This is a genomic window from Lysobacter sp. DMC97 (assembly GCF_056313745.1).
Genome location: NZ_JBQUZR010000003.1, coordinates 119297 through 140500, shown reverse-complemented (window position 1 = coordinate 140500; position 21204 = coordinate 119297). Strand labels below are relative to the sequence as shown.

The following is a 21204-nucleotide window of genomic DNA, read 5'->3' as shown; positions in this document are numbered from 1 at the left end:
TCCCTGTGACGCCGATGCATCGATGGCCCCTGTTCCGTGAATCCCCGGCATCCACGCCGTGGCCGCACTGTACCGCAAACCATTCGCGTTCACAGCACCGGAAAGGTGACGCGCCGCAGCATGTCGTGCGGCGACCATCGCGGCGGCGCGTACGGCCGCGCGTCAGGTCACGGCGTCGCGCGCCTGCAGGTAGCGCTGGCGTTTCTTCGGCGATATGCGCGCAAGATCGACTTCGATCAGACCATCGATGCTGTCGCTGAAATCGGGATCGACACCGAACGCGAGGAAGCGCGCGCCGCCGGGTTCGCACAGTTCGGTGTACTGCTTGTACAGCACCGGCACGCTGGCGCCGTGCGCGGCGAGATTCGCGCGCAGCACGCCGTATGCGGTGTCGGCGTCGAGATCGCCGAAGTCCGGCGGCGTCGCGACGTAGCGGAACGGCCGCAGCGACGCCGCGGCGCCGCCGCCATCGCCGTAGTAGCGCGAGTAGTACGCGACCAGCTGTTCGCGCGCCTCGCGCGGCAGCGCGGCGCTGATCGACACCGCGCCGAACAGCCAGCGCACCTGCGGATGCCGGCGCAGGTAGGCGCCGATGCCCTGCCACAGGTAGTCGAGGCTGCGGCTGCCCCAGTATTCGGGCACCACGAAGCTGCGGCCCAGCTCCAGTCCCTGCGCGATCCGCGGCAGCGCCTCGTCGGCGTAGTGGAACAGCGACGCGGTGTAGAGCCCGGCGAGGCCGCGGCGGGCCAGCAGCGGCGCGCCGCGGGCGACGCGGTAGGCGCCGGCGATCTTCGTCGCCGCCGCGTCCCACACCAGGATGTGTTCGTAGTCGGGATCGTAGGCGTCGACGTCGCGGCTGCGGCCGGTGCCCTCGCCCACCTCGCGGAACGTGCGCTCGCGCAGGCGGCCGATCTCCGCCAGCAGCGGCGCGTCGGCGGTCACGCGCGCCAGCCGGATCTCCTTGCCGTCGCCGGTGCGGCCCAGCAGCTCGGTGCCGGCGATGGCCATCAGCAGCGTGGCCGGGTCGACCGGCTCGGCCAGCGGCGCCGGGCCGGGCGCGGGCCGGCGGTCGCGGCCGAGCGCGTACAGCGCGCGGCGGACGTCGCGCAGGCTGTCGGCCGGCGACGCTTCCGGGTCCAGCCGCATCGTCCGCCCGACATGCAGCGCGATCGGACGCGCGCGGCGGGCGAACATCTCGCGCGCCAGCAGCGCCGTGCCCGCGGGCCGGTACAGCGCCGACGCACCGTAGAACAGCGCCGAGTTGCGGGCGACGATCCGCACCGGCAGCACCGGCGCCCCGGTACGGCGGGCGAAGCGGACGAAGCCGGCGCGCCAGCGGCCGTCGCGCACGCCGGCCAGCCCCAGTCGCGAGACCTCGCCGGCGGGGAAGACGATCACGCACTCCTCGCGTTCCAGTGCCGCCTCGATCGCGCGCAGGCTGTCGGCGCCGGCCTGGCCGCCGAACACCTTCACCGGCAGGAACAGCCCGGCCATCGGCGTCAGCAGCGACAGCAGGTCGTTGGCGACGATCCGCACGTCGCGGCGCACCCGGCCGACCGCGTGCAGCAGCGCCAGCGCATCCAGCGCGCCGGACGGATGGTTGGCGACGATCAGCAGCCGGCCGACCGCGGGGATCGCGGCCAGGTCGCGGTCCGCCACCCGGTAGCGCAGGCCGAGGAAGTCCAGCGCCGCCGGCAGGAAGTCGAAGTCGCGCCGGTGGCCCTCCCGGGCGAGGAAGGCCTCGATCTCGTCCAGCCGCGACCAGCGGCCGAGGCCGCGGAGGACGGACCGGGCGACGCCGGCGCGGCGGCCGGCGAACCAGCGGGGATGGCGGGCCTGGAGGTGGCGTTCGAGCGCTTGCATGGGCAGGTCCGGTCGGCCGGGATGGCCGCCAGCCTGCGTCGGTTTCGCGACAGTCCCGTGGCGCCGGCGCGGCGGCGGCATGACAGCCGCCCGGGTCCGGCCGCCCCCGTCACCGCCCCCGCCCGCCCCGTGCCGCCGCCCGGCCGGGGCAGTCATGCAGCGGTTGGCCGGGGGGTGTATCATGCGCGCCCATCTTTTCATCCCGATCGAGGGATGAATCATCCGACAACCCAAAAAGGAAGCCCCGTCGATGTCCAGCTATCTCTTCACCTCCGAATCGGTGTCCGAAGGCCATCCGGACAAGATCGCGGACCAGATCTCCGACGCCGTGCTGGACGCGATCCTCGCGCAGGACAAGCGCGCGCGCGTCGCGTGCGAGACCATGGTGAAGACCGGCGCGGCCATCGTCGCCGGCGAAGTCACCACCACCGCGTGGGTGGACATCGAATCGCTCGCCCGCAAGGTCATCAACGACATCGGCTACAACAACTCCGACGTCGGCTTCGACGGCCACACCTGCGCCATCATCAACATGCTGGGCAAGCAGTCGCCTGACATCGCCGCGGGCGTCGACGGCACCGACAAGAAGGCGAAGAAGCCGGAAGAACAGGGCGCGGGCGACCAGGGCCTGATGTTCGGCTACGCCTGCAACGAGGCGCCGGAATTCATGCCGGCCCCGATCTACTACTCGCACCGTCTGGTCGAGCAGCAGGCCAAGGTCCGCAAGAACGGCAAGCTGAAGTGGCTGCGCCCGGACGCCAAGTCGCAGGTCACCCTGCGCTACGGCAACGACGGCGCGATCCTCGGCCTCGACGCCGTGGTGCTGTCCACGCAGCATGATCCGGGCATCAAGCACAAGGACCTGGTCGAAGGCGTGCGCGAGCTGATCCTCAAGCCGGTGCTGCCGAAGAAGTGGTTCGACGCGCTGCCGAAGAACAAGGTGCACATCAACCCGACCGGCATCTTCGTGATCGGCGGCCCGGTGGGCGACTGCGGCCTGACCGGCCGCAAGATCATCGTCGACAGCTACGGCGGCATGGCCCGCCACGGCGGCGGCGCGTTCTCGGGCAAGGATCCGTCGAAGGTCGACCGCTCGGCCGCCTACGCCGCGCGCTACGTCGCCAAGAACATCGTCGCCGCCGGCCTGGCCGACAAGTGCGAAGTGCAGGTCAGCTACGCCATCGGCGTGGCCGAACCGACCTCCATCTCGGTCACCACCTTCGGCACCGGCAAGATCGAGGACGCGCAGATCGAGAAGCTGATCCGCGCCCACTTCGACCTGCGCCCGTACGGCATCGTGAAGATGCTCGACCTGATCCACCCGGTGTACCAGGCCACCGCTGCCTACGGCCACTTCGGCCGCAAGCCGAAGGAAGTGACCTACACCGACGCCGCCGGCAAGTCGCAGACCGCCACCGCCTTCTCGTGGGAGAAGACCGACAAGGCCGACGAACTGCGCAAGGCCGCGAAGCTGAAGTAAGCGCTTCGCGACATCGCGGATGCAATGAAACGAAGGGCGCCGCGAGGCGCCCTTCGTCGTTTCACGCAAGAATGTCTGCGGGCCGCGCGGGAGCGGCCGTCATGCCAGCGTTTCGATGAAGCGTGCTTCGCCGAGCAGTTCGATGCGAAGAGCCCCTGCGGCGATGTCGATGCGTACGCCCGAGACCAGTTCGCACGCGAAACGAACCGGACCGGAGATCGCCAGCGGCACCGGCAGGAGGCCGTCGAACGATCCATCCGACGTGTCGAGCGCGCCGTCCCAGATCGCGAGCGGCAGCTCGATCGGCACCGCCGCATCGATGGCCCCGGCCAGACGGAGGTCCGCATCCTGCGACCATCCCGCGCCGTCGCGATGCACATACGCGGGACGCAATTCGAGGACCAGCGCGTCGCCTTCGCGGCGCATCGCGGCAAGGGTCGAGTCGTGGAGTTCGATGGCGTGGATCGCCGGCATCGGCTTCACTCGCGGTAGAACCCGTGGGGTTCGCCATCGATCAGGATTTCCTTCGGCGGCCCGCGTTCACCGAAGCGGATGCGGTTGCCATATTCGGGATCGACATCGTCGTAGACGATGGCGTCCCGCACGACCTTCGGTTGGTAGCCGTCCACATGGCTGTAGCTGCCGAGGTAGGTCATGTCCCGGCGAAACACGAAAAGTCGCTGGGTACCCCGGCAGCTGATCCCCGAAACCGTCGAGACGAAGACGACATGCCAGCGCTTGCCGGACGCCAGACGGACCTGGCCGAGATAGCGGAATTCTTCGTGGTTGAACGCGTACCGCTCGAAGGACGGACTGCCGCGCACGGCCATCGCATGCAGCCGCGTGACCAGCGGTTTCGGGCCGATGAGGGTCCGCTTGCGTACCTGCACACGGCAATCATCGGAGGCCGATGCCGCACAGGCCATCGCCGCGAACAGCATCGCGGCGATGGCAACCCGCAGGCGTCTGCGCGTGGCGACGTGCATCCGGCCCTCAGGTCTGCGTCGACGCTTCCGTCTTCCCCGCGTCGGCCGGCTTGGCTTGTTCCTGCGGCGCCGAAGCCGGCGCGGCGGCGGTGTCTTCGGCCACCGCTTCCACGGTGATGCGCAGCAGCACCTTCATGTCGAAGCCCCAGTCCTTGCCGGCGTCGATGCCGAACTGGTCGCGCAGGAACGTGGCGGTGGCGTCGGCGCCGCAGACCTCGCGCTTGAGCATCGGGTGCGGCATGCACTTGAAGCTGCCGATGGTCAGCGTCACCGGCTTGGTGATGCCCTTCAGGGTGAGCTGGCCGTCGACGCGGGTCGGCTTGCCGCCGCTGAAGCCTGCGAGCGTGCCGACGTAGTGCGCCTGCGGGAATTTCGCGGTGTCGAAGTACTGCGGGCCCTGCATGTGCTCGTTCAGCACGTCGTGGCCGAAGTCGATGCTGGCGGTGTCGATCAGGATGTCGACGCTGCCGGTACCGGTGACCTTGTCGAGGACGATGCGGCCCTCGCTCTTGTTGAACTTGCCGCGCCAGACCGACAGGCCGCCCATGTGGTCGGCCTCGAAACTGGGATAGGTGTGGCCGGGGTCGACGACATAGGTCGCGGGGGCGGCCTGGGCGGTGCCGGCGAGCAGCGCGGACAGGGCGAGCGGAAGCGAAAGCATGGACAGGCGCATGGCGGACTCCTTTCGGGGGTGGGCTTGCCGAAGACGACGAACGGGCGGGGCCGGAATCGACATGATGCCGCGATCGGGCGCGCCGCGATCCTGCACGATCCGTCAGGTCCGCGCCGCGGCGGCGACCGGCACGCGCAGGTCGGTCTCGCCGAGGAAGACGCCCTCCGGCCCGAATCGCCGCTCGACGATGCGGGTGTGGTCGTCGGCGACCAGCACCACGGTGCTGGCGCGGGTGCCGTAGCGTTCGCTGCGGATGAACGCGGACGACAGGAAGCGTTCCAGATCGAGGCCGACGCCGGTGTCCGGCAGCGCCGTGTCCGCGGCGATGGCCGGATCGGCCAGCGCGTCGAACAGCGGCGCGAGGTCGGGCGCATCGCCCTGCCCGGCCGGCGACCCGCGCCAGGCGTCGAGCCGCGCCGCCAGCGCTTCGGTCTTCGGCCACGGCGCATCCAGCGCGCCGTTGGACATGCCGTGCAGGCCGGGCGTGAGCAGGCGCGTGGCGAACGCGCGACCGTCCTCGCCGTCCGCGGGCACGCCGGGCAGGTTGGTCGCGAAGGCCAGCGTGTCGCCGTCGTGCACCAGCAGGTTGAACGGACGGAAGCCCGGTGCATCGGGCGCGAGCGCATCCAGCGCCTGCGTCGCGGGCGCATCCGCACGCACGAGGTCGGCGACCAGTTCGCCGCGGCTGCGGCCTTCGCGTTCCGGCGGACGGCGCACGTTGGTCACCGCGACCAGTCGGTGGCCGCGCAACGCCAGCCAGCCGCCGCCGTGCAGTGCGTCGCGGCCGCCCAGCACGTCCGGCGCGTCGGCCCACGGCGCCAGCGGCAGCGTCGGCCGGTCGTGGAATTCATCGCGGTTGGCGGCGAGGACCAGGCGGTAGCGCGGATGCGCCTGCCACAGCAGTGCGATCAGGCACATGGACACGACGTCCGGAAGGCGGGCCGGCAGCATAGCCGAGCCCCGCCGCAGGCATGCGCCGCTTCAGCCGCGACGCAGCGTTTCGGGCACGTCGAGGGCTTTGAGCGAATCCACCAGATCGTGTGCCAGCGCGTAACGCTCCACCTTGCGATACGCCGCGCGCATCCGCGCAGGATCGCCACGCGCAACCTCGTTCTCGAACAGGGCGGCCAGGATCCTGAAACGGGTGTAGGGCGATTCCTTGCCCGCCTCGTCCTTGCCCAGCAGCCAGTGGCCCAGCGCATCGCAGGCATCGAAGTGGCCCTGGCGGGTGAAGATCGTCAGCAGCCCCAGGAAGTCGGCCATCACGTAGTCGTTCCCGGGGCCGAACACCGCCATGTTCTCCGAGATCCCGAGGCGAAGCTGCAGGTCGGCGTCGTCGACACGGTCGAAGTGCAGCAGCACGCTGGCGTATTCGTCGCGGGCGTAGCCCATCGGCAATCCCTGGCGCACGCCGATGGTCAGGGCGTCGTCCATCAGGGCCGCGGCCTCGCGATAGAACGCCTCCCGCCGCGACGCGTCCCGTTCCTGCTCGGCGCGCGCGACCAGCGTCAAGGCGAGATCGGTGCGGCGCTTGAGCGTGGCCTCGTGCTGGGGACCGTAGGCGCGCTCCAGCAGCGCCAGGGCACGACGCGCATCGCCGAGCGCGCGCGCCATGTCCCCGGCCTCGAAGGCGGCGGCGCCCCGGTACACCAGCGCCTTCGCGAGATCGGGGTGGTCGGGTCCGACCTGCACGCTGATGATCTCGATCGACCGGGCGATGGCCTGCTTCGCTACGGCGGAATCCACGTAGAACTGCGTGGCGCCGTAGCCCAGCCAGGCGCGACCGGTTTCCGGGTGATCGGGGCCGAAGATGCGCAGACTGTCCTCCAGCGCCTGCGCCGCGACGCGGGCCGCGCCGTCCCGGTTCCCGGACAGCCCGAGCGTGTCGGCCAGGTACAGGCGCAGGGTGTTGGCGACCGCCGGGTTGCGATCGCCCAGCACCGTCAGCCCGCGACGCAGGTCGTCGGAGGCCTTGTCCAGCTGGAACAGTTGCATGTGGCCGTAGCCGCGCTGCGCGAGCAGTTCGGCGAGCGCGGGCGCGCCCTCGGGCCCCATGCGCGAGGCGGTCGCCACCGCCTCGTCGAGGATCGCGAACGCCTGCTTCGTGTCGCCGCGCCCCCAGCGCGCCACCGCCAGCTGCATGCGCAGGTCCAGCCGCACCAGCGCCGCGGGCCCCTTCGCCGCCGGCCCGTCCGCCGCAGGCAGATCGTCGAGCCCCTCGTGCACCAGGCGTTCGGCGTCGGCGAAGCGCGCGCGCAGGTTCGCCAGCTGCGCGAGCACCGCGTCGGTGCGCGCCGCCTGCAGGTCGTCGTCGATCGCGAGCGCCTTGGCCTCGCCGGCGAGGTGGTCCGCCTTCGCGTAGTCGCCGGCGGTCATGCTGGCGCGGGCGAGCGTGGTCAGGCCGCGCGCCAGCAGGTGCGGACGGGTCGTGCCGGCTTCGGCGCGCAGGCTGCGTTCGACGTCGGCCTGCAGCGTGCGCGACGCCAGCGGCGCGTTGCCCAGCGACGACAGCACGGCCACGCCGAGCGTGTGTTCGAACAGATGCCCGAGCGCTTCGGCATCGCGCGCTTCCTCGGCCGCACGCTGTTGCTGGTGCACCTGCGCGAGGCCGACGATGCCGACCGCCAGTCCGCAGGCGGCGAGCAGGCCCGTCGCCAGCGCATTGCGGCGCACGAAGCGACCGGCACGGTAGCCCCAGCCGTTGCCGCGCGCCGCCACCGGCCGCTGCTTCAGCCACGCCTGCAGGTCGGCCTGCAGCGCACCGACGTCGACGTAGCGCTGCGCCGGGTCGTCGTGCACGCAGCGCAGGGCGATGGCGTCGAGATCACCGCGCAACGCATGCGCCAGCGCCGCCGCGTCGCGCAGCCCGCGCCGCCGCGCGACGGCGTCGGTGCCCGCGCGCGCCAGCACGCTCGGCGCGCGCGGTGCCGGCAGGATCGCCGGCAGAGCCGCCGGCAGCCAGGCCGTGGTCGGCGACGGATGCCGCGGCCAGTCGTCGCACAGCAGCCGGTACAGCATCACGCCGAGCGCATGCACGTCGATCGCGATGCTCGGCGCCGCGCCGCGCAGCACTTCCGGCGCGGCATAGGCCATGCTGACCCCGACGCGCGGACCGGTGCGACCCTCCGGCGGCGCGAGCAGCGCCGACAGCCCGAAATCGAGCAGGCGCACGCGGCCGTCGTCGGCCACCAGCAGGTTGGACGGCTTGATGTCCTGGTGCAGCACGCCGTGCGCATGCGCGTGGCGCACCGCATCGCAGGCTTCGATCATCAGCGCCACGCGGGTGCGCAGGTCGGCATCGCGCGCGTCGCACCAGGCGTCGACCGGTTCGCCGCGCACGCGCTGCATCGCCAGCCAGGGCTGCCCGTCCTCGGCGAGGCCGGCGTCCAGCAGCGCGACGATCGCGGGATGTTCCAGCCGCGCCAGATGGCTGCGCTCGCGATCGAACGCCTGCATCACGCCGGGCGAGACCAGCTCCGGGCGGATGGTCTTGATCGCGACCTCGCGTTCGTACCAGCCATCGGCGCGCTGCCCGGCGTAGACCACGCCCATGCCGCCGATGCCCAGCACGCCGTCGATGCGCCACGGGCCCAGGCGCACGCCGCTGCGCCAGATCGCGGCACCGTCGGTGCGCGACGCGGCGTCGTCGGCGCCGCGCGACGCGATCCAGCCGAGCGGCGAGACGAAGGCATGCGGACTGGCGTCGGCCTCCAGCATCGCCGACAGCACCGCGCAGACGTCGGGGTCGGTGACTTCCAGCGCGGCCAGCGCCGGCGTGCGCTCGGCATCGGACAGGTCCGCATAGCGATCGAACAGGCTCATCGCGCGGGCGGCGATGGCATCGTCCTGGGTCATCTCCCGGTCTCCGGCGTCCGCCGCGGAACGTCTCCGGCGCCGCTCGCCGGAACCTGCGGCACCGTCGCTATTCTCGGGATCGCGCCGAAAGCGGACATCGCGCGATGACCCCGGAGCCTGCGCGCCCGTCCCCGGGCGCCGCTCATTCGCGCAGCGCCGCCGTGTCGTCGAGCTGCGTGAGCAGGAACGCGCGCGCGCGCCGCCAATCGCGGCGGAGGGTGCGATCGGTCACGCCCAGCGCTTCGGCGATCTCGGCTTCGTCGAGGCCGCCGAAGTAGCGCATCTCCACCAGTTGCGCGAGGCGCGGGTCCAGCCGCGCCAGGCGATCCAGCGCCGCGTCCAGCGCGATCATCTCGGACAGCGCCGCGTCGTGGCCGGCATCGGCTTCTTCGTCCAGCGGGACCGCGCGCTGGCCGTCGCCGCGCTTCTCGGCCATGTCGCGGCGCACTTCGTCCATCAGCACGAAGCGCATCGCGCGCGCCACCAGCGCGGTGAAGTGGCGGCGGTTCTCCACGCTGAAGCGGGCGCCGTTGAGGCGCAGCCAGCTTTCGCTGACCAGCGACGTGGCCGAGATGCGGCCGTGGGCGCGCTGGCGGATCTGGACGTGGGCGATGCGGTGCAGCTCCGCGTAGAGCAACGCGTAGACGCGATCCCAGGCGATGTCGTTGCCCGACTGCGCTTCGGTCAGGAGCCGGGTGATCGACTCCGTTGGCTCCGGCTCCTGGCCGGCGGTCTGCAGGGCCATGGCGTTGCTCCATGTCCGGAAATGGGTCCCGGCCGCGAATAGCGACCCAAGTAAAGCACAGCCGCCCGGGCGGCGCACGGCTCGCGGACGCGATTCGCGGGCCTGGATCGCCGCACGGAACGGAATCCCGTCACGGAAGGACAGGCAGGGAACGCATGTCGACAGTGCAGGACCGCAGCAGCCATCGCCACGCGCACGTCTCCGGCGCGGAGGTCGGGCGTCGTCGCGTCCGTCCGCACCGTCCATCGGCGGGAGCGCGGCGATGACCGGGTCGCCGCTGTATCGCCGGGAAGTGCTGGCCTCGCGGCACAACCGCTGGCTGGGACCGCTGCTGCTGCGCCAGCCGGTGTCGCACTGGATCGCGACCTGGGCCGCGATCGCGCTGGTCGCGGCGCTGGTGGCCTATCTGTGCGTGGGCGAGTACGCGCGCAAGGCGCGGCTCGAAGGCCGCGTGGCCATCGCCGGCGGCACGCCGCGGGTGGAACTGGTGGTGCCCGAACCGCTGCTGGGCTCGATCGCCACCGGCAATGACGTGTGGCTGCGCTATCGCGCCTTCCCGCACCAGCACTACGGTCGTTACCGCGGCCGGGTCGTCCGCATCGCGGCGCAGGCCGCATCGCCGGGCGGCACGCTCGATCCGCACGCGCCCACGGTCTTCGTCGCCACCGTCGCACTGACCGACACCCGCGTCCGCGACGACCGCGGCCGCACCCGCGCGCTGCTGCCCGGCCTCGGCGTCGACGCCGATGTCGTCGTCGACAGGCGCCCGCTCTACGCCTGGCTGTTCGAACCGCTCGCGGGACTGCGCGGGCGCGCTGCCGAACGCCCCGACGCCCCCGCCTCTTCCACCGCTTCTTCCACCGCCTCCGCCTCGAACGGACCCTGAGGAGCCTCGCCATGTCCACGTCACCCACGCCCGCCCCGCGCAAGACCGTCCTGATCCACACGATGCCCGACGACTGGCACGCGATCATCGCCGCCGAGGCCCTGCGCCAGCGCGGCCACACCGTGGTGCGCTACTTCGGCTCGGATTTCCCGGCGCTGGCCGACATCGAATTCCGCTACGGCCGCGACGGCGAGTCGCTGCACCTGCACACGCTCGACGGCAGCCATGCGCTGTCGGACTTCGACGTGGTGTGGAACCGGCGGATGATCGGGCCGGTGGTCCCGGCGAACGTCGACAAGCGCGATCGCGAGTACGTCGCGCAGCAGATCCGCTTCGGCGATGCCGCGCTGCGCAGCCTGCTGCGCGAAGCGTTCTGGATCAACCCGCACGACGCCGCGCGCAACGCCGACCACAAGCCGAAGCAATTGCAGCTCGCGCTGCGCAACGGCCTGCGCATCCCGGAGACGCTGGTGAGCAATCGCCCGGAGGCGATCCGCCGCTTCCTCGACGCGCATCCGGACGCGATCCACAAGCCGCTGGTCGGCGCGTGCTGGGAAGAGGACGACAAGGTACTCGCCACCTACACCGCGCGCGTCCGCCACGAGGACCTGCCGCCGGATCCGCTGCTGCGCGCCGCGCCGGGCATCTTCCAGGCGAAGGTGAAGAAACAGTACGAGGTCCGCGCGCAGTTCTTCGGCACCAGCTGCTTCGCGCTGAAGATCGATCCCTCGCGGATCGAGTACGGCGAGATGGACTGGCGCCTGCACCAGAACGGCGACATGACCGACGGCAGCGTGGTCCTGCCCGACGCCGTGCACGCCGCATGCGTGCGCCAGCTGCGCAGCCTCGGCCTGGTCGCCGGTGCATTCGACTTCATCGTCACGCCCGAGGACGAGTGGATCTACCTCGAAGTCAACGAGGCCGGCCAGTTCATCTTCGTCGAGCAGTGGTGCCCAGAGCTGCCGGTGTTCGATGCGCTGTGCGCGTTCATCGAGAGCGGCGATCCTGATTTCGTCTACCGCAAACCGGTGCAGCCGATGGCGCTGGAAACGCTGCGCGAGGCCGCCGATCCCGACCGCATCTGCGCGGAAGACCGGGCACGCCGCGCACCGGCGCCCGCCGAATCCGAACCCGCACCGGCCGAGACCGCGAACGCCACCTGACCCGACACGGATTGCCGGACGCCCGGGTCGACGAGCCGGCGTCATCGCGGACGGCGCCGTCCGCGCTGTCCGGACGCCTGGCGACAGGCGCCCGCCACGAATTCGACCCGACACATCGACAAGGACACCACGTCATGAAAGAGCAAGATCCACGCGTCCTCGGCCGCGTCCTCGCGATCGAGGAAATGAACGTCGTCTCCGGAGCGAGGACGCTCCCGGAGAACGACAGCATCCTGCTGCCCGCCATCGTCTCGGATACCGGCACCACCGCCGACAGCGGCACCCTCTCGGACAGCGGCACCACCGCCGACAGCGGCACCACGGCGGACAGTGGCACCACCGCCGACAGCGGGACCACGGCGGACAGCGGCACCACCGCCGACAGCGGCACGGCGACCGACACCAGCCCCAACCCGCTGTTTGCCCGCGACGCGCCCTGACCGGCCGTCGCATCCCTCCGGTCCACTCTCGAAGGACTTCCACATGAGCGACAACACGACACGCATCCTCGGCCGCGTCCTCGCGGTCGAGGAAATGAACACCGTCTCCGGCGCTGTCACGCCGAAGGGCGCCACGATGGTTCTCGTCGGTTCCGACACCACCACGGCGAGCGACAGCGGCACCACCTCGGAAAGCGGCACGCTGGCCGACAGCGGCACCACCGCGGACAGTGGCACCACGTCCGACAGCGGCACCACCGCCGACAGCGGGGCGTCGGCCGACAGCGGCACCACGTCGGACACCAGCGTGCGCACCGACAGCGGCACTGCGGTCGATACCAAGGTCGGTCCGCTGATCGACATGGTCTGACGTCGTCGCGGCGCACGCCGACGACGACATCGACCTCCACCTTTCCACCCTTCGTTTCTTTCACGGGAGTACGTTCCATGAGCAAGCACGACACCCGCATCCTCGGCCGCATCCTGGCCGTGGAAGAACTGGACAGCGTCTCCGGCGCCCGCTGCACGCTGCCGGACAACGACACGTCCTGCCTCGAAACCACCGTGACCGCCGACAGCGGCACCACTTCCGACAGCGGCACGACCGCGGACAGCGGCACGACGGCCGACAGCGGCACCACCGCGGACAGCGGGACCACGTCCGACAGCGGCACCAGCGCGGACACCGCACCGATGCTCGATACCAAGCCGGTCTTCGACGCCGTCATCAGCATCTGAACCGGCACGCGATCCACCGTTTCACACGATCCATGCACCACGGCGGCGCGACCCGGTCGCGCCGCCGCTCGCGACACCACCCACCCCCACCGCACAAGGAGTGCACGCACATGCATCAGCCGAACACCCGCATCCTCGGCCGCCAGCTCGCCGTCGAAGACCTCGCCCTCGTGACCGGCGCACGCGGCGCCGGAACGGAAGGCGCCCTCCGTCCGCCGACCTCGGCCACCAAGCCGTGGCTCGATACCAAACCGGTGCTCGACTACGTGGGCCCCTGATCCGCATTGCACGCGCCGCGTGCAACCCGGGGCGCGCTTTGCGTGCCCCACTCACTCGAAAGGAGCTTCACCATGGATACCCCCTCGAACCGCATCCTCGGCCGCGTGCTCGCCGTGGAGGAACTGCACGACGTCTCCGGCGCCTGGACCCTCGCCAGCGCCGGCGACACCGCGCGTTCCACCGACACCGGCGCGTATCAGGTCGACTCGACCAACGTGCTGCTCGATCCGATCATCAACCCGGCCGGCTCGCGCTGACCGACTGCGCCGTGCGCCTTCGGGCGCACGGCGTTTCCCCTGTCTCCCTTCCACCGGAATTCCCGCATGCGCCGCGTCCGCAGCATTCTCCAGACCGAATCCGCCCAATGCGGGAACGCCTGCCTGGCGATGGTGCTCGACTACCACGGCTACGCCATGGACGGGCTGGCACTGCAGCGCGAATTCCCGTCCTCGCTGCGCGGCACCACGCTCGCCGACCTGGTGCAGACCGCGCACGACCGAGGCCTGCAGTGCCGGGCGATGCGGATCGAACTGGAGGACGTGCCGGAGTTGCAGACGCCCTGCATCCTGCACTGGAACATGGACCACTTCGTGGTGCTGGCGAAGACCGGCAAGCGCGACGTCGTGATCCACGATCCCGCCTGCGGCGTGCGCCGCATGAAGCTGCATGACCTCTCGCCGCACTTCACCGGCGTCGCGCTGGAACTGTGGCCGACGACGACCTTCGTCCGCCGCGGCCTGGGCGCGGACATCTCCATCCGCCACCTCGCCGGCCAGGTGTCGGGCCTCGGGCGCTCGGCCGCGCAGATCCTCGTCCTGTCGCTGATCCTGCAGCTGTTCGGCCTGCTCTCGCCGTTCTACCTGCAATGGATCCTCGACGACGTGCTGGTCACCGGCGACCGCGACCTGCTGTGGCTGATCAGCGGCGGCATCGTGCTGTCGATGCTGGTCACCGCCGCGGTCGGCGCGCTGCGCAGCTGGAACCTCGCGTATCTCTCGGCGCGGGTCAGCCTGCAGTGGTTCGGCGGCATCCTCGCGCACCTGCTGCGGCTGCCGATGGACTACTTCCAGAAGCGCCACCTCGGCGATGTGGTCTCGCGCATGGACGCGGTGCACGCGATCCAGAACACCATCAGCTCGCAGTTCATCGAGGCGCTGCTCGACGGCATGATGGTGGCGGTCGCGATCGCGGTGATGGCGTCCTACAGCTGGACGCTGCTGGCGATCAGCGTCGCCGCGATCGGCCTGTACCTCGCGCTGCGCTGGATCACGTTCCCCACCCTGCGGCGCCTGTCGGAGCAGCAGCTCGCCGTCGGCGCGCGACAGAGTTCGCACCTGCTGGAAAGCATCCGCGGCGTGCAGGCGCTGAAGCTCAACAACGCCGAGTCGATGCGCCGCGCCACGTTCGACACGCTGATGGCCGAGACCACCAACCTCGGCCTCGAAACCCAGCGCTTCTCGCTGCGCGTGGGCTTCGGCAACCAGATGATCTTCGGCATCGAGCGCGTGGCGGTGGTGGCGCTGGCCGCCTCGCTGGTGATGCGCGGCGACATGAGCGCGGGCATGCTCGTCGCCTACCTGTCGTACAAGGACATGTTCACCGGCGGCGTGAGCCGGCTGATCGACACCTGGATCTCGTTCCGCACCCTGCGCGTGCAGGCCGAGCGCCTGGCCGACATCGTGCTGACCGAACCCGAGCCCGATGCGCCCGCCGACGCCGCGCCGCTGCCGGAGGACCTGCCGCTGGCGATCGAAGTGAAGAACCTGCGCTACCGCTTCGATGCGCAGGGCGACTGGGTGATCGACGACTGCAGCTTCCGCGTGGCGCCGGGCGAGACCGTCGCGCTCGTCGGCCCGTCCGGCTGCGGCAAGACCACGCTGATGAAACTCATGCTGGGCCTGCTGACGCCCGAAGCCGGCCACATCCTCGTCGACGGCCGCGACATCGCCGGCGTGCGCCTGCGCGACTACCGCCGCATCGTGGCCGCGGTGATGCAGGACGACCAGCTGTTCGCCGGTTCGATCGCCGACAACATCGCCTTCGGCGACGAGGCGCGCGACGACGCGCGGATCGAGGAGGCCGCGCGCATGGCCGCCGTGCACGACGACATCGCGCGCATGCCGATGGCCTACCAGACGCTGATCGGCGACATGGGCACGGCGCTGTCGGGCGGGCAGAAGCAGCGGGTCATCCTCGCCCGCGCGCTCTACAAGCGCCCCAACCTGCTGTTCCTGGACGAAGCGACCAGCCATCTCGACGTCGAGTCCGAACGCGCGGTCAACGCGGCGGTCAGGGCGTTGCGCATCACCCGGATCGTGATCGCGCACCGGCCGGAAACCATCGCCAGCGCCGACCGCGTGCTGACCATGGCCGCCGGCCGGATCGAGCACGTCGCGCGCCTGCCGGCGACGCCGCCCGAGGTGCCCGCGCCCGCGGCGCCCCTGCGCGCCCGGGTGTCGGTCCTCTGAGGCCGGCCCGGCGCCGCAGCCGCCCGGCGCCGGCGTTGTTGCGTCGCAGCATCTAGGCAAGCCGCCCGGCCCGTGCTATTGAATCCGTCAACGATCCGTTCAGGGAGCCGGGCACCGGATGACGGGGGATGCGAGGCAGAGCCAGTCGATGGCCGCGACGTGGGGCACGTCGCGCTACGACGAGATGCACGACGCCGACGGCGTCGCCCGCGCGCATTACCGCGCCTTCGACGACTGGTTGCAGGGCACGCCCGAACCGGTGCTGCGACACAAGCGCAGCGAGGCGGAACTCGCGTTCCATCGCGTCGGCATCACCTTCTCGGTCTACGGCGAAGCCTCGGGCGACGAGCGCCTGATCCCGTTCGACATGGTCCCGCGGATCGTACCGGCGGCGGAATGGCGGATGCTGGAAGCCGGCCTGCGCCAGCGCGTGCACGCGCTCAACCTGTTCCTCGGCGACGTCTACGGCGAGCAGCGCATCCTGCGCGAAGGTCTCATTCCCGTCGACCTGGTCCTCGACAACCACGAATTCCGCAAGGAAATGCGCGGCCTGCGCGTGCCGGGCGGCATCTACTCGCACATCTCCGGCATCGACCTGGTGCGCGCCGGCGACGGCCTGTACTACGTGCTGGAAGACAACCTGCGGGTGCCGTCGGGCGTGTCGTACATGCTGGAAAACCGGCGGATGATGGCGCGGCTGATCCCCGAGCTGTTCGCGCGCCAACAGATCGCGCCGGTCGAGCACTATCCCGACGCACTCCTCGACACGCTGCGCGCGGCGGCGCCGGAGGGCATCGACGATCCGGTGGTCGCGGTGCTGACGCCCGGCTCGGCGAACTCGGCGTACTTCGAACACGCCTTCCTCGCCCAGCAGATGGGCGTGGAGCTGGTGGAAGGCGCGGACCTGTTCGTGCGCGACGACACCGTGTACGCGCGCACCACCCGCGGCCCGCAGCGCGTGCACGTGATCTACCGTCGCATCAACGACGACTATCTCGACCCCACCGTGTTCCGCCCGGAATCGGTGCTGGGCATCCCCGGCGTGTTCGGGGCCTACCGCGCCGGCCGGGTGACGCTGGCGAACGCGCCCGGCACCGGCGTCGCCGACGACAAGTCGGTGTATCCGTACGTGCCGGACATGATCCGCTTCTACCTCTGCGAAGAGCCCATCCTGCTCAACGTGCCGACATGGCAGCTGCGACGCGAGGACGACCTGCGCTACGTGCTGGACCACCTGCCGGAACTGGTGGTGAAGGAAGTTCACGGCGCCGGCGGCTACGGCATGCTCGTGGGCCCGGCGTCGACGAAGGCGGAGATCGAGGACTTCCGCCAGCGCATCCTCGCCCACCCGTCGAACTACATCGCACAGCCGACGCTGTCGCTGTCGACCTGCCCCACCTTCGTCGAGAGCGGCCTCGCGCCGCGCCACATCGACTTGCGCCCCTACGTACTGTCGGGCAAGCGCATCGTCGCGATGCCCGGCGGGCTGACCCGCGTCGCGCTGCGAGAGGGCTCGCTGGTGGTGAACTCGTCGCAGGGCGGCGGGACCAAGGACACCTGGGTTCTGGAGGCCTGATGCTCTGCCGCACCGCCGACGATCTGTACTGGGTGTCGCGCCACATGGAACGCGCGGAGAACACCGCGCGCCTGCTGGACGTGACCGCACGCATCGCCATGCTTCCCGAGCGCCTCGACCGCGGCAAGGCGCAGGCGGCGCCGTGGCGGCGCGCGCTGGACGCGCTCGGCGCGGCCGACGCCTGCCTGCAGCGCTACGGCACGATCGACGCCGACAGCGTGATCGACCACCTGCTGCTGTCGCCGGAGAATCCGTCGTCGATCTACGGCTGCCTGCGCGCCGCGCGCGAGGCCGCACGGGCGCAGCGCGTGGCGATCACCGCCGAGATGTACGAGGACCTCAACGCCTCATGGCTGGAGATGCGCGGCCTCGACCGCGAGCGCATCGGCCGTGATGGCCTCAACAGCCTGCTCGAACGCGTGAAGAGCCGCTCGGCCTCGTTCCGCGGCGTCACCATCGGCACGCTGGGCCGCGGTGAGAGCTACCAGTTCATGCAGTTGGGCGTGTTCATCGAGCGCGCCGACTGGGCGATCCGCCTGCTCGACGTGGTCGGCAGCGACGCCGGCCCGCGCGAGGACGGCAGCGCGCGCGACGCCGCGGACTACTTCCAGTGGAGCGCGCTGCTGCAGTCGCTGTCGGCGTTCGAGACCTACCGCCGCCTGCACCGCAAGACCGTGGACCCGGCCGGCGTCGCCGAGCTGATGCTGCTGCACGAGGCCAACCCGCGCTCGCTGCAGACCTGCGCGCACACGCTGCACGAGGTGCTGCGCGGCCTCGCCGGCGATCCCTCGCTGGAGGTGGTGCGTCAGGCCGGCGCGCTGTCGGCGCACGTGCGCTACGCGCGCATCGACGAGATCCTCGCCGAGGGGCTGGAACCGTGGCTGCAGAACGCGATGGCACGGCTGGTGCGACTGGCCGACACGATCCACCGCCAGTTCATGAGCGCGGCCGACATCGCGCCGCCGCGCATCGCGGCCTGATGCGCCCGGCGTCGCCGCGCTTCCCCCGGCGGCGGCGGAGGGCGCAGAATGTCCGTCGCTGCCGCGTGCGCCACCGACCGTTTCCATGACCTACTGCATCGGACTGAATCTCGACCAGGGCCTCGTGCTGGCGTCGGATTCGCGCACCAACGCCGGCCTCGACGACGTGCGCCGCACCGGCAAGATGCGGGTGTTCGCCTCGCCGGGCGAGTACGTGGTCGTCACGCTCTCTGCCGGCAACCTCTCGCTCACCCAGAACGCGCTGAACCTGATCGAGCAGCGCGGCCGCGGCGGCGGCCCCGACAGCCTGGCCACGGCAACCTCGATGTTCGACGTCGCGCGCCTGATCGGCGATGCGCTGCGCGAGATCCGCCAGCGCGACCAGGCCTACCTGCGCGACAGCGGCGTCGACCCCACCGGCAGCTTCATCGTCGGCGGCCAGGTGCGCGGCGAGGCGCCCCGGCTGTTCCTCGTCTATTCCGAGGGCAACTTCATCGAAAGTTCGCCGGAGATGCCGTACTTCCAGACCGGCGAGAGCAAGTTCGGCAAGCCCATCCTCGACCGCGTCATCACCCCGCAGACCTCGATGACCGAAGCCTGCAAGTGCGTGCTGGTGTCATTCGACTCGACCATGCGCTCGAACCTCTCGGTCGGCCCGCCGCTGGACCTGCTGCTGTACCGCCGCGACAGCTTCAGCGCCGACCTGCGCCAGCGCCTGGACGAGAACGACCCCTACCTGCGCACCATCAGCCGGCAGTGGAACGAAACCCTGCGCCAGGGCGTCCGCGACCTGCCCGGCCCGGCGTGGCTGGACGACGTGGCGCGCTGAGCCGCGCCGCATCGGAACACACGCTCAACCGCCCCCGAGGAACCGCAGGCCCACGCCCGGTTCGGTGGCGATCCAGCGCGGGGCGGTGGCGTCGTCGCCGAGCTTCTGCCGCAGTTTGCCGACGAGGATGCGCAGGTAGTGCGTGTCCTCCTGGTGCGTCGGGCCCCACAGTTCGCGCAGCAGCTGCGGCTGGGTGACGAGGCTGCCTGGGTGGCGCATCAGTGCCAGCAGCAGCGCGTATTCCTTGCGGGTCAGCGCGACCGGCGCGCCGTCCAGCGTCACCAGCCGCTGCGCCGGGTCCACGCGCAGGCGACCGTCGTCGTACACCGCCGCGGCCGCCGCGCCGCCGCGCCCGCGCAGGCAGGCGCGCACGCGGGCCATGAATTCCTGCACGCCGAACGGCTTGGTCACGTAGTCGTGGGCGCCGGCGTCCAGCGCGGTGACCTTGTCGCGTTCGTGGTCGCGCACGGTCAGCACGATCACCGGCACCTCCGACCACGTGCGCAGTTCGCGCAGCGCGTCCAGGCCGTCGCGATCGGGCAGGCCCATGTCGAGCACGACGAGGTCGGCGCCCTCCAGCGCCAGCGCCTGCAGCCCTTCGTCCGCGGTTTCCGCCAAGCGCACGGCGTAGCCCTGCGCGCGCAGGCCGATGTCGAGGAAGCGGCGGATCTGAGGTTCGTCGTCGATCACCAGCACGCGGGCAGGCGCGACCGCGGTGCTCGGCGGGGTCGTCGGGCTCATGCGTCGGCCTCCTCTTCGGGCGGGGTCTCGGGTGGCAGGGTCAGGTGCATGCGCGTGCCGGCACCGCCGTCGCCGGGCAACGCGACAAGGCAGCCGCCGTGCGCCTCGACGATGCCGCGCGCGATCGCCAGCCCCAACCCGGTGCCGTCGCGGCCGCGGTCGCCGCGTTCGGCGGTGTGGAACGGATCGAACACGCGCTCGCGCTCGGCGTCGGGGATGCCGGGGCCGGCGTCGATCACGTCGAGCCAGGCACCGCCGTCATCGCCGGTGCCGGCGACGACGCGCACGGATGCGCCGCGCGGCGAGAACTTCACCGCGTTGTCCAGCAGGTTGCAAAGCGCCTGCTCGAACAGGGCGGGATTCACGCGGATGAGCGCCGGCGCGCGCGCCAGGTCGACCGCGAACGTCGCGCCCGGGCGATAGCGGCGCAGGCGCACGGTGGCCGCGCCGACCAGTTCGTCGACGCCGATCCATTCGCGCTCCGGCGACAGCGCGCCGTGGCCGATGCGGGTCATGTCGAGCAGGTTCTGGATGTAGCGGTCGAGGCGTTCGCCTTCCTCGCGCACGGTTTCGAGCAGCGCGCTGCGCTCGCCGGCATCGAGCTGCGCGCCGTAGGTCTCCAGCGCACCCGCGGCGCCGAGGATCGCCGCCAGCGGCGAACGCAGGTCGTGCGACACCGACGACAGCAGCGCCGCGCGCAGGCGTTCGCGCTCGTGCGCGAGGCGGGTGGCGTCGAGCGCGCGCTGCAGACGCACGCGGCGCAGCGCGCCGGCGACGTCGTCGGCCATCGCCCGCGCCAGCCGGCGCGGCGCGTCTTCGAGCCGATCGATGTAGGCGGGGAATTTGAGGCCGAGCATGCCGACGCGATCCGCGCCCTCGCCCAGCGGCAGGAACCACCAGCCCTGCGCATCGACGCCGCGATCGGCGCGGGGTGCCGCACCGTCCTCCAGCCGCAGCCAGGTGTCCGCGTCCAGACTGCCGCGGAACACGTCGACGGCGATCGCCGTCACCGCCGCTTCGTCCTCGGCGGCGGACAGGCGGCGCACCAGTTCCTCGCGCGCCTCGGCGTGACGGCGCGCGCGCGCCATCGCGTCGACCTGCATCGCCAGCCGCGAGGCCAGGCTGCCGGCCAGCAGCGCCGCGGCGAGGAACAGCAGCACGGTGGCGATGCCGTGGCGCGCGTCGATGTAGAACGTGTAGCGCGGCGCGATGAAGAAGAAGTTGTAGGCGAGGAAGCACAGCCCCGCGGTCGCCAGCGCCGGGCCCAGGCGCGTGCGCGCCGCGACCAGCACTACCGCCAGCATGAACACCAGCGACAGGTCGCGCAGGCCCAGCCAGCGCTCCGCGAGCGAGGCGACCCCGACCGCGCAGGCGGACGCCACGACCGCCAGCAGCCAGCCGGCCAGCAGGTCGAAGCGTTGCCGGTATTCGAGGTGGCGGGCGGGTTCGGTCATGCGCAGGCCGCCATTGTGCCGAAGGACGCCGCCGCCTGCGGACCGATC

21 protein-coding genes are annotated in these 21204 nt (G+C 71.2%); 12 read left to right on the top strand and 9 right to left on the bottom strand.

Annotated elements, in window-relative coordinates; translation table 11 throughout:
* Positions 1 to 162: 162 nt before the first annotated feature.
* Positions 163 to 1863: a bifunctional ornithine lipid synthase OlsF gene (gene olsF / locus ACT53Q_RS06765; protein ID WP_476185904.1), complete on the bottom strand. Its 1701-nt coding sequence runs from the start codon at positions 1861 to 1863 to the stop codon at positions 163 to 165.
* Positions 1864 to 2113: 250 nt separating this feature from the next.
* Here olsF and metK point away from each other — a divergent pair, with 250 nt between their 5' ends.
* Positions 2114 to 3343: a methionine adenosyltransferase gene (gene metK / locus ACT53Q_RS06760; protein ID WP_476185903.1), complete on the top strand. Its 1230-nt coding sequence runs from the start codon at positions 2114 to 2116 to the stop codon at positions 3341 to 3343.
* Positions 3344 to 3442: 99 nt separating this feature from the next.
* On the opposite strand, the gene ACT53Q_RS06755 is transcribed toward metK, so the two are convergent.
* From ACT53Q_RS06755 to ACT53Q_RS06730, 6 genes are all read right to left on the bottom strand, one after another.
* Entirely contained in the window at positions 3443 to 3817 is a 375-nt protein-coding gene (locus ACT53Q_RS06755) for a hypothetical protein (protein ID WP_476185902.1), read from the bottom strand.
* 5 nt (positions 3818 to 3822) lie between these two features.
* Positions 3823 to 4329, bottom strand: coding sequence for a hypothetical protein (locus ACT53Q_RS06750; RefSeq protein ID WP_476185901.1), 507 nt, complete (start codon positions 4327 to 4329; stop codon positions 3823 to 3825).
* A gap of 7 nt (positions 4330 to 4336) precedes the next feature.
* Entirely contained in the window at positions 4337 to 5002 is a 666-nt protein-coding gene (locus ACT53Q_RS06745; protein WP_476185900.1) for a YceI family protein, read from the bottom strand.
* 102 nt (positions 5003 to 5104) lie between these two features.
* Positions 5105 to 5920: an NRDE family protein gene (locus ACT53Q_RS06740; protein ID WP_476185899.1), complete on the bottom strand. Its 816-nt coding sequence runs from the start codon at positions 5918 to 5920 to the stop codon at positions 5105 to 5107.
* A 63-nt stretch (positions 5921 to 5983) separates the two neighbouring features.
* Positions 5984 to 8857: a protein kinase domain-containing protein gene (locus ACT53Q_RS06735; RefSeq protein ID WP_476185898.1), complete on the bottom strand. Its 2874-nt coding sequence runs from the start codon at positions 8855 to 8857 to the stop codon at positions 5984 to 5986.
* A gap of 142 nt (positions 8858 to 8999) precedes the next feature.
* Positions 9000 to 9602: an ECF-type sigma factor gene (locus tag ACT53Q_RS06730; RefSeq protein ID WP_476185897.1), complete on the bottom strand. Its 603-nt coding sequence runs from the start codon at positions 9600 to 9602 to the stop codon at positions 9000 to 9002.
* Positions 9603 to 9864: 262 nt separating this feature from the next.
* Between ACT53Q_RS06730 and ACT53Q_RS06725 the strand changes: the two genes are divergently transcribed.
* The 11 genes from ACT53Q_RS06725 (at position 9865) to ACT53Q_RS06675 (ending at position 18961) form a co-directional block, all read left to right on the top strand.
* Positions 9865 to 10488 carry a hypothetical protein gene (locus ACT53Q_RS06725; RefSeq protein ID WP_476185896.1) on the top strand — a complete coding sequence of 208 codons (624 nt, stop codon included), beginning with the start codon at positions 9865 to 9867 and terminating at the stop codon, positions 10486 to 10488.
* 11 nt (positions 10489 to 10499) lie between these two features.
* Positions 10500 to 11651, top strand: coding sequence for an MvdC/MvdD family ATP grasp protein (locus tag ACT53Q_RS06720; RefSeq protein WP_476185895.1), 1152 nt, complete (start codon positions 10500 to 10502; stop codon positions 11649 to 11651).
* Positions 11652 to 11785: 134 nt separating this feature from the next.
* On the top strand, positions 11786 to 12091 hold the full coding sequence (locus ACT53Q_RS06715; protein ID WP_476185894.1) for a hypothetical protein: 306 nt from the start codon (positions 11786 to 11788) through the stop codon (positions 12089 to 12091).
* Positions 12092 to 12134: 43 nt separating this feature from the next.
* Positions 12135 to 12461 carry a hypothetical protein gene (locus ACT53Q_RS06710; protein WP_476185893.1) on the top strand — a complete coding sequence of 109 codons (327 nt, stop codon included), beginning with the start codon at positions 12135 to 12137 and terminating at the stop codon, positions 12459 to 12461.
* Between the two features lie 77 nt (positions 12462 to 12538).
* Positions 12539 to 12829, top strand: coding sequence for a hypothetical protein (locus ACT53Q_RS06705; RefSeq protein ID WP_476185892.1), 291 nt, complete (start codon positions 12539 to 12541; stop codon positions 12827 to 12829).
* Positions 12830 to 12939: 110 nt separating this feature from the next.
* On the top strand, positions 12940 to 13107 hold the full coding sequence (locus ACT53Q_RS06700) for a hypothetical protein (protein ID WP_476185891.1): 168 nt from the start codon (positions 12940 to 12942) through the stop codon (positions 13105 to 13107).
* 72 nt (positions 13108 to 13179) lie between these two features.
* A complete protein-coding gene (locus tag ACT53Q_RS06695; protein ID WP_476185890.1) occupies positions 13180 to 13365 on the top strand; it encodes a hypothetical protein in 186 nt (61 codons plus the stop codon).
* 66 nt (positions 13366 to 13431) lie between these two features.
* Complete coding sequence (locus tag ACT53Q_RS06690) at positions 13432 to 15576, top strand: peptidase domain-containing ABC transporter (RefSeq protein ID WP_476185889.1); 2145 nt, start codon at positions 13432 to 13434, stop codon at positions 15574 to 15576.
* Between the two features lie 148 nt (positions 15577 to 15724).
* Positions 15725 to 17152, top strand: a complete 1428-nt coding sequence (locus ACT53Q_RS06685) for a circularly permuted type 2 ATP-grasp protein (protein ID WP_476185888.1) — start codon at positions 15725 to 15727, stop codon at positions 17150 to 17152.
* A complete protein-coding gene (locus ACT53Q_RS06680) occupies positions 17152 to 18132 on the top strand; it encodes an alpha-E domain-containing protein (RefSeq protein ID WP_476185887.1) in 981 nt (326 codons plus the stop codon). Before ACT53Q_RS06685 ends, ACT53Q_RS06680 begins: the two co-directional genes overlap by 1 nt.
* 85 nt (positions 18133 to 18217) lie before the next feature.
* On the top strand, positions 18218 to 18961 hold the full coding sequence (locus ACT53Q_RS06675) for a proteasome-type protease (protein ID WP_476185886.1): 744 nt from the start codon (positions 18218 to 18220) through the stop codon (positions 18959 to 18961).
* A 24-nt stretch (positions 18962 to 18985) separates the two neighbouring features.
* Here ACT53Q_RS06675 and ACT53Q_RS06670 read toward each other — a convergent pair whose 3' ends face one another.
* Together ACT53Q_RS06670 and ACT53Q_RS06665 are read right to left on the bottom strand one after the other, a co-directional pair.
* Positions 18986 to 19702, bottom strand: a complete 717-nt coding sequence (locus ACT53Q_RS06670; protein ID WP_476185885.1) for a response regulator — start codon at positions 19700 to 19702, stop codon at positions 18986 to 18988.
* Positions 19699 to 21156: a sensor histidine kinase gene (locus tag ACT53Q_RS06665; protein WP_476185884.1), complete on the bottom strand. Its 1458-nt coding sequence runs from the start codon at positions 21154 to 21156 to the stop codon at positions 19699 to 19701. The genes ACT53Q_RS06670 and ACT53Q_RS06665 overlap by 4 nt, the downstream gene beginning before the upstream one ends.
* Positions 21157 to 21204 lie beyond the last annotated feature (48 nt).

Coding starts and splice junctions, on each gene's coding strand:
- ACT53Q_RS06665 (WP_476185884.1), bottom strand. CDS start 21,156: ATGACCGAACCCGCCCGCCACCTCGAATACCGGCAACGCTTCGACCTG.
- ACT53Q_RS06745 (WP_476185900.1), bottom strand. CDS start 5,002: ATGCGCCTGTCCATGCTTTCGCTTCCGCTCGCCCTGTCCGCGCTGCTC.
- ACT53Q_RS06675 (WP_476185886.1), top strand. CDS start 18,218: ATGACCTACTGCATCGGACTGAATCTCGACCAGGGCCTCGTGCTGGCG.
- ACT53Q_RS06695 (WP_476185890.1), top strand. CDS start 13,180: ATGGATACCCCCTCGAACCGCATCCTCGGCCGCGTGCTCGCCGTGGAG.
- ACT53Q_RS06725 (WP_476185896.1), top strand. CDS start 9,865: ATGACCGGGTCGCCGCTGTATCGCCGGGAAGTGCTGGCCTCGCGGCAC.
- ACT53Q_RS06740 (WP_476185899.1), bottom strand. CDS start 5,920: ATGTGCCTGATCGCACTGCTGTGGCAGGCGCATCCGCGCTACCGCCTG.
- ACT53Q_RS06730 (WP_476185897.1), bottom strand. CDS start 9,602: ATGGCCCTGCAGACCGCCGGCCAGGAGCCGGAGCCAACGGAGTCGATC.
- ACT53Q_RS06685 (WP_476185888.1), top strand. CDS start 15,725: ATGGCCGCGACGTGGGGCACGTCGCGCTACGACGAGATGCACGACGCC.
- metK (WP_476185903.1), top strand. CDS start 2,114: ATGTCCAGCTATCTCTTCACCTCCGAATCGGTGTCCGAAGGCCATCCG.
- ACT53Q_RS06690 (WP_476185889.1), top strand. CDS start 13,432: ATGCGCCGCGTCCGCAGCATTCTCCAGACCGAATCCGCCCAATGCGGG.
- ACT53Q_RS06705 (WP_476185892.1), top strand. CDS start 12,539: ATGAGCAAGCACGACACCCGCATCCTCGGCCGCATCCTGGCCGTGGAA.
- ACT53Q_RS06670 (WP_476185885.1), bottom strand. CDS start 19,702: ATGAGCCCGACGACCCCGCCGAGCACCGCGGTCGCGCCTGCCCGCGTG.
- olsF (WP_476185904.1), bottom strand. CDS start 1,863: ATGCAAGCGCTCGAACGCCACCTCCAGGCCCGCCATCCCCGCTGGTTC.
- ACT53Q_RS06720 (WP_476185895.1), top strand. CDS start 10,500: ATGTCCACGTCACCCACGCCCGCCCCGCGCAAGACCGTCCTGATCCAC.
- ACT53Q_RS06680 (WP_476185887.1), top strand. CDS start 17,152: ATGCTCTGCCGCACCGCCGACGATCTGTACTGGGTGTCGCGCCACATG.
- ACT53Q_RS06700 (WP_476185891.1), top strand. CDS start 12,940: ATGCATCAGCCGAACACCCGCATCCTCGGCCGCCAGCTCGCCGTCGAA.
- ACT53Q_RS06755 (WP_476185902.1), bottom strand. CDS start 3,817: ATGCCGGCGATCCACGCCATCGAACTCCACGACTCGACCCTTGCCGCG.
- ACT53Q_RS06750 (WP_476185901.1), bottom strand. CDS start 4,329: ATGCACGTCGCCACGCGCAGACGCCTGCGGGTTGCCATCGCCGCGATG.
- ACT53Q_RS06715 (WP_476185894.1), top strand. CDS start 11,786: ATGAAAGAGCAAGATCCACGCGTCCTCGGCCGCGTCCTCGCGATCGAG.
- ACT53Q_RS06710 (WP_476185893.1), top strand. CDS start 12,135: ATGAGCGACAACACGACACGCATCCTCGGCCGCGTCCTCGCGGTCGAG.
- ACT53Q_RS06735 (WP_476185898.1), bottom strand. CDS start 8,857: ATGACCCAGGACGATGCCATCGCCGCCCGCGCGATGAGCCTGTTCGAT.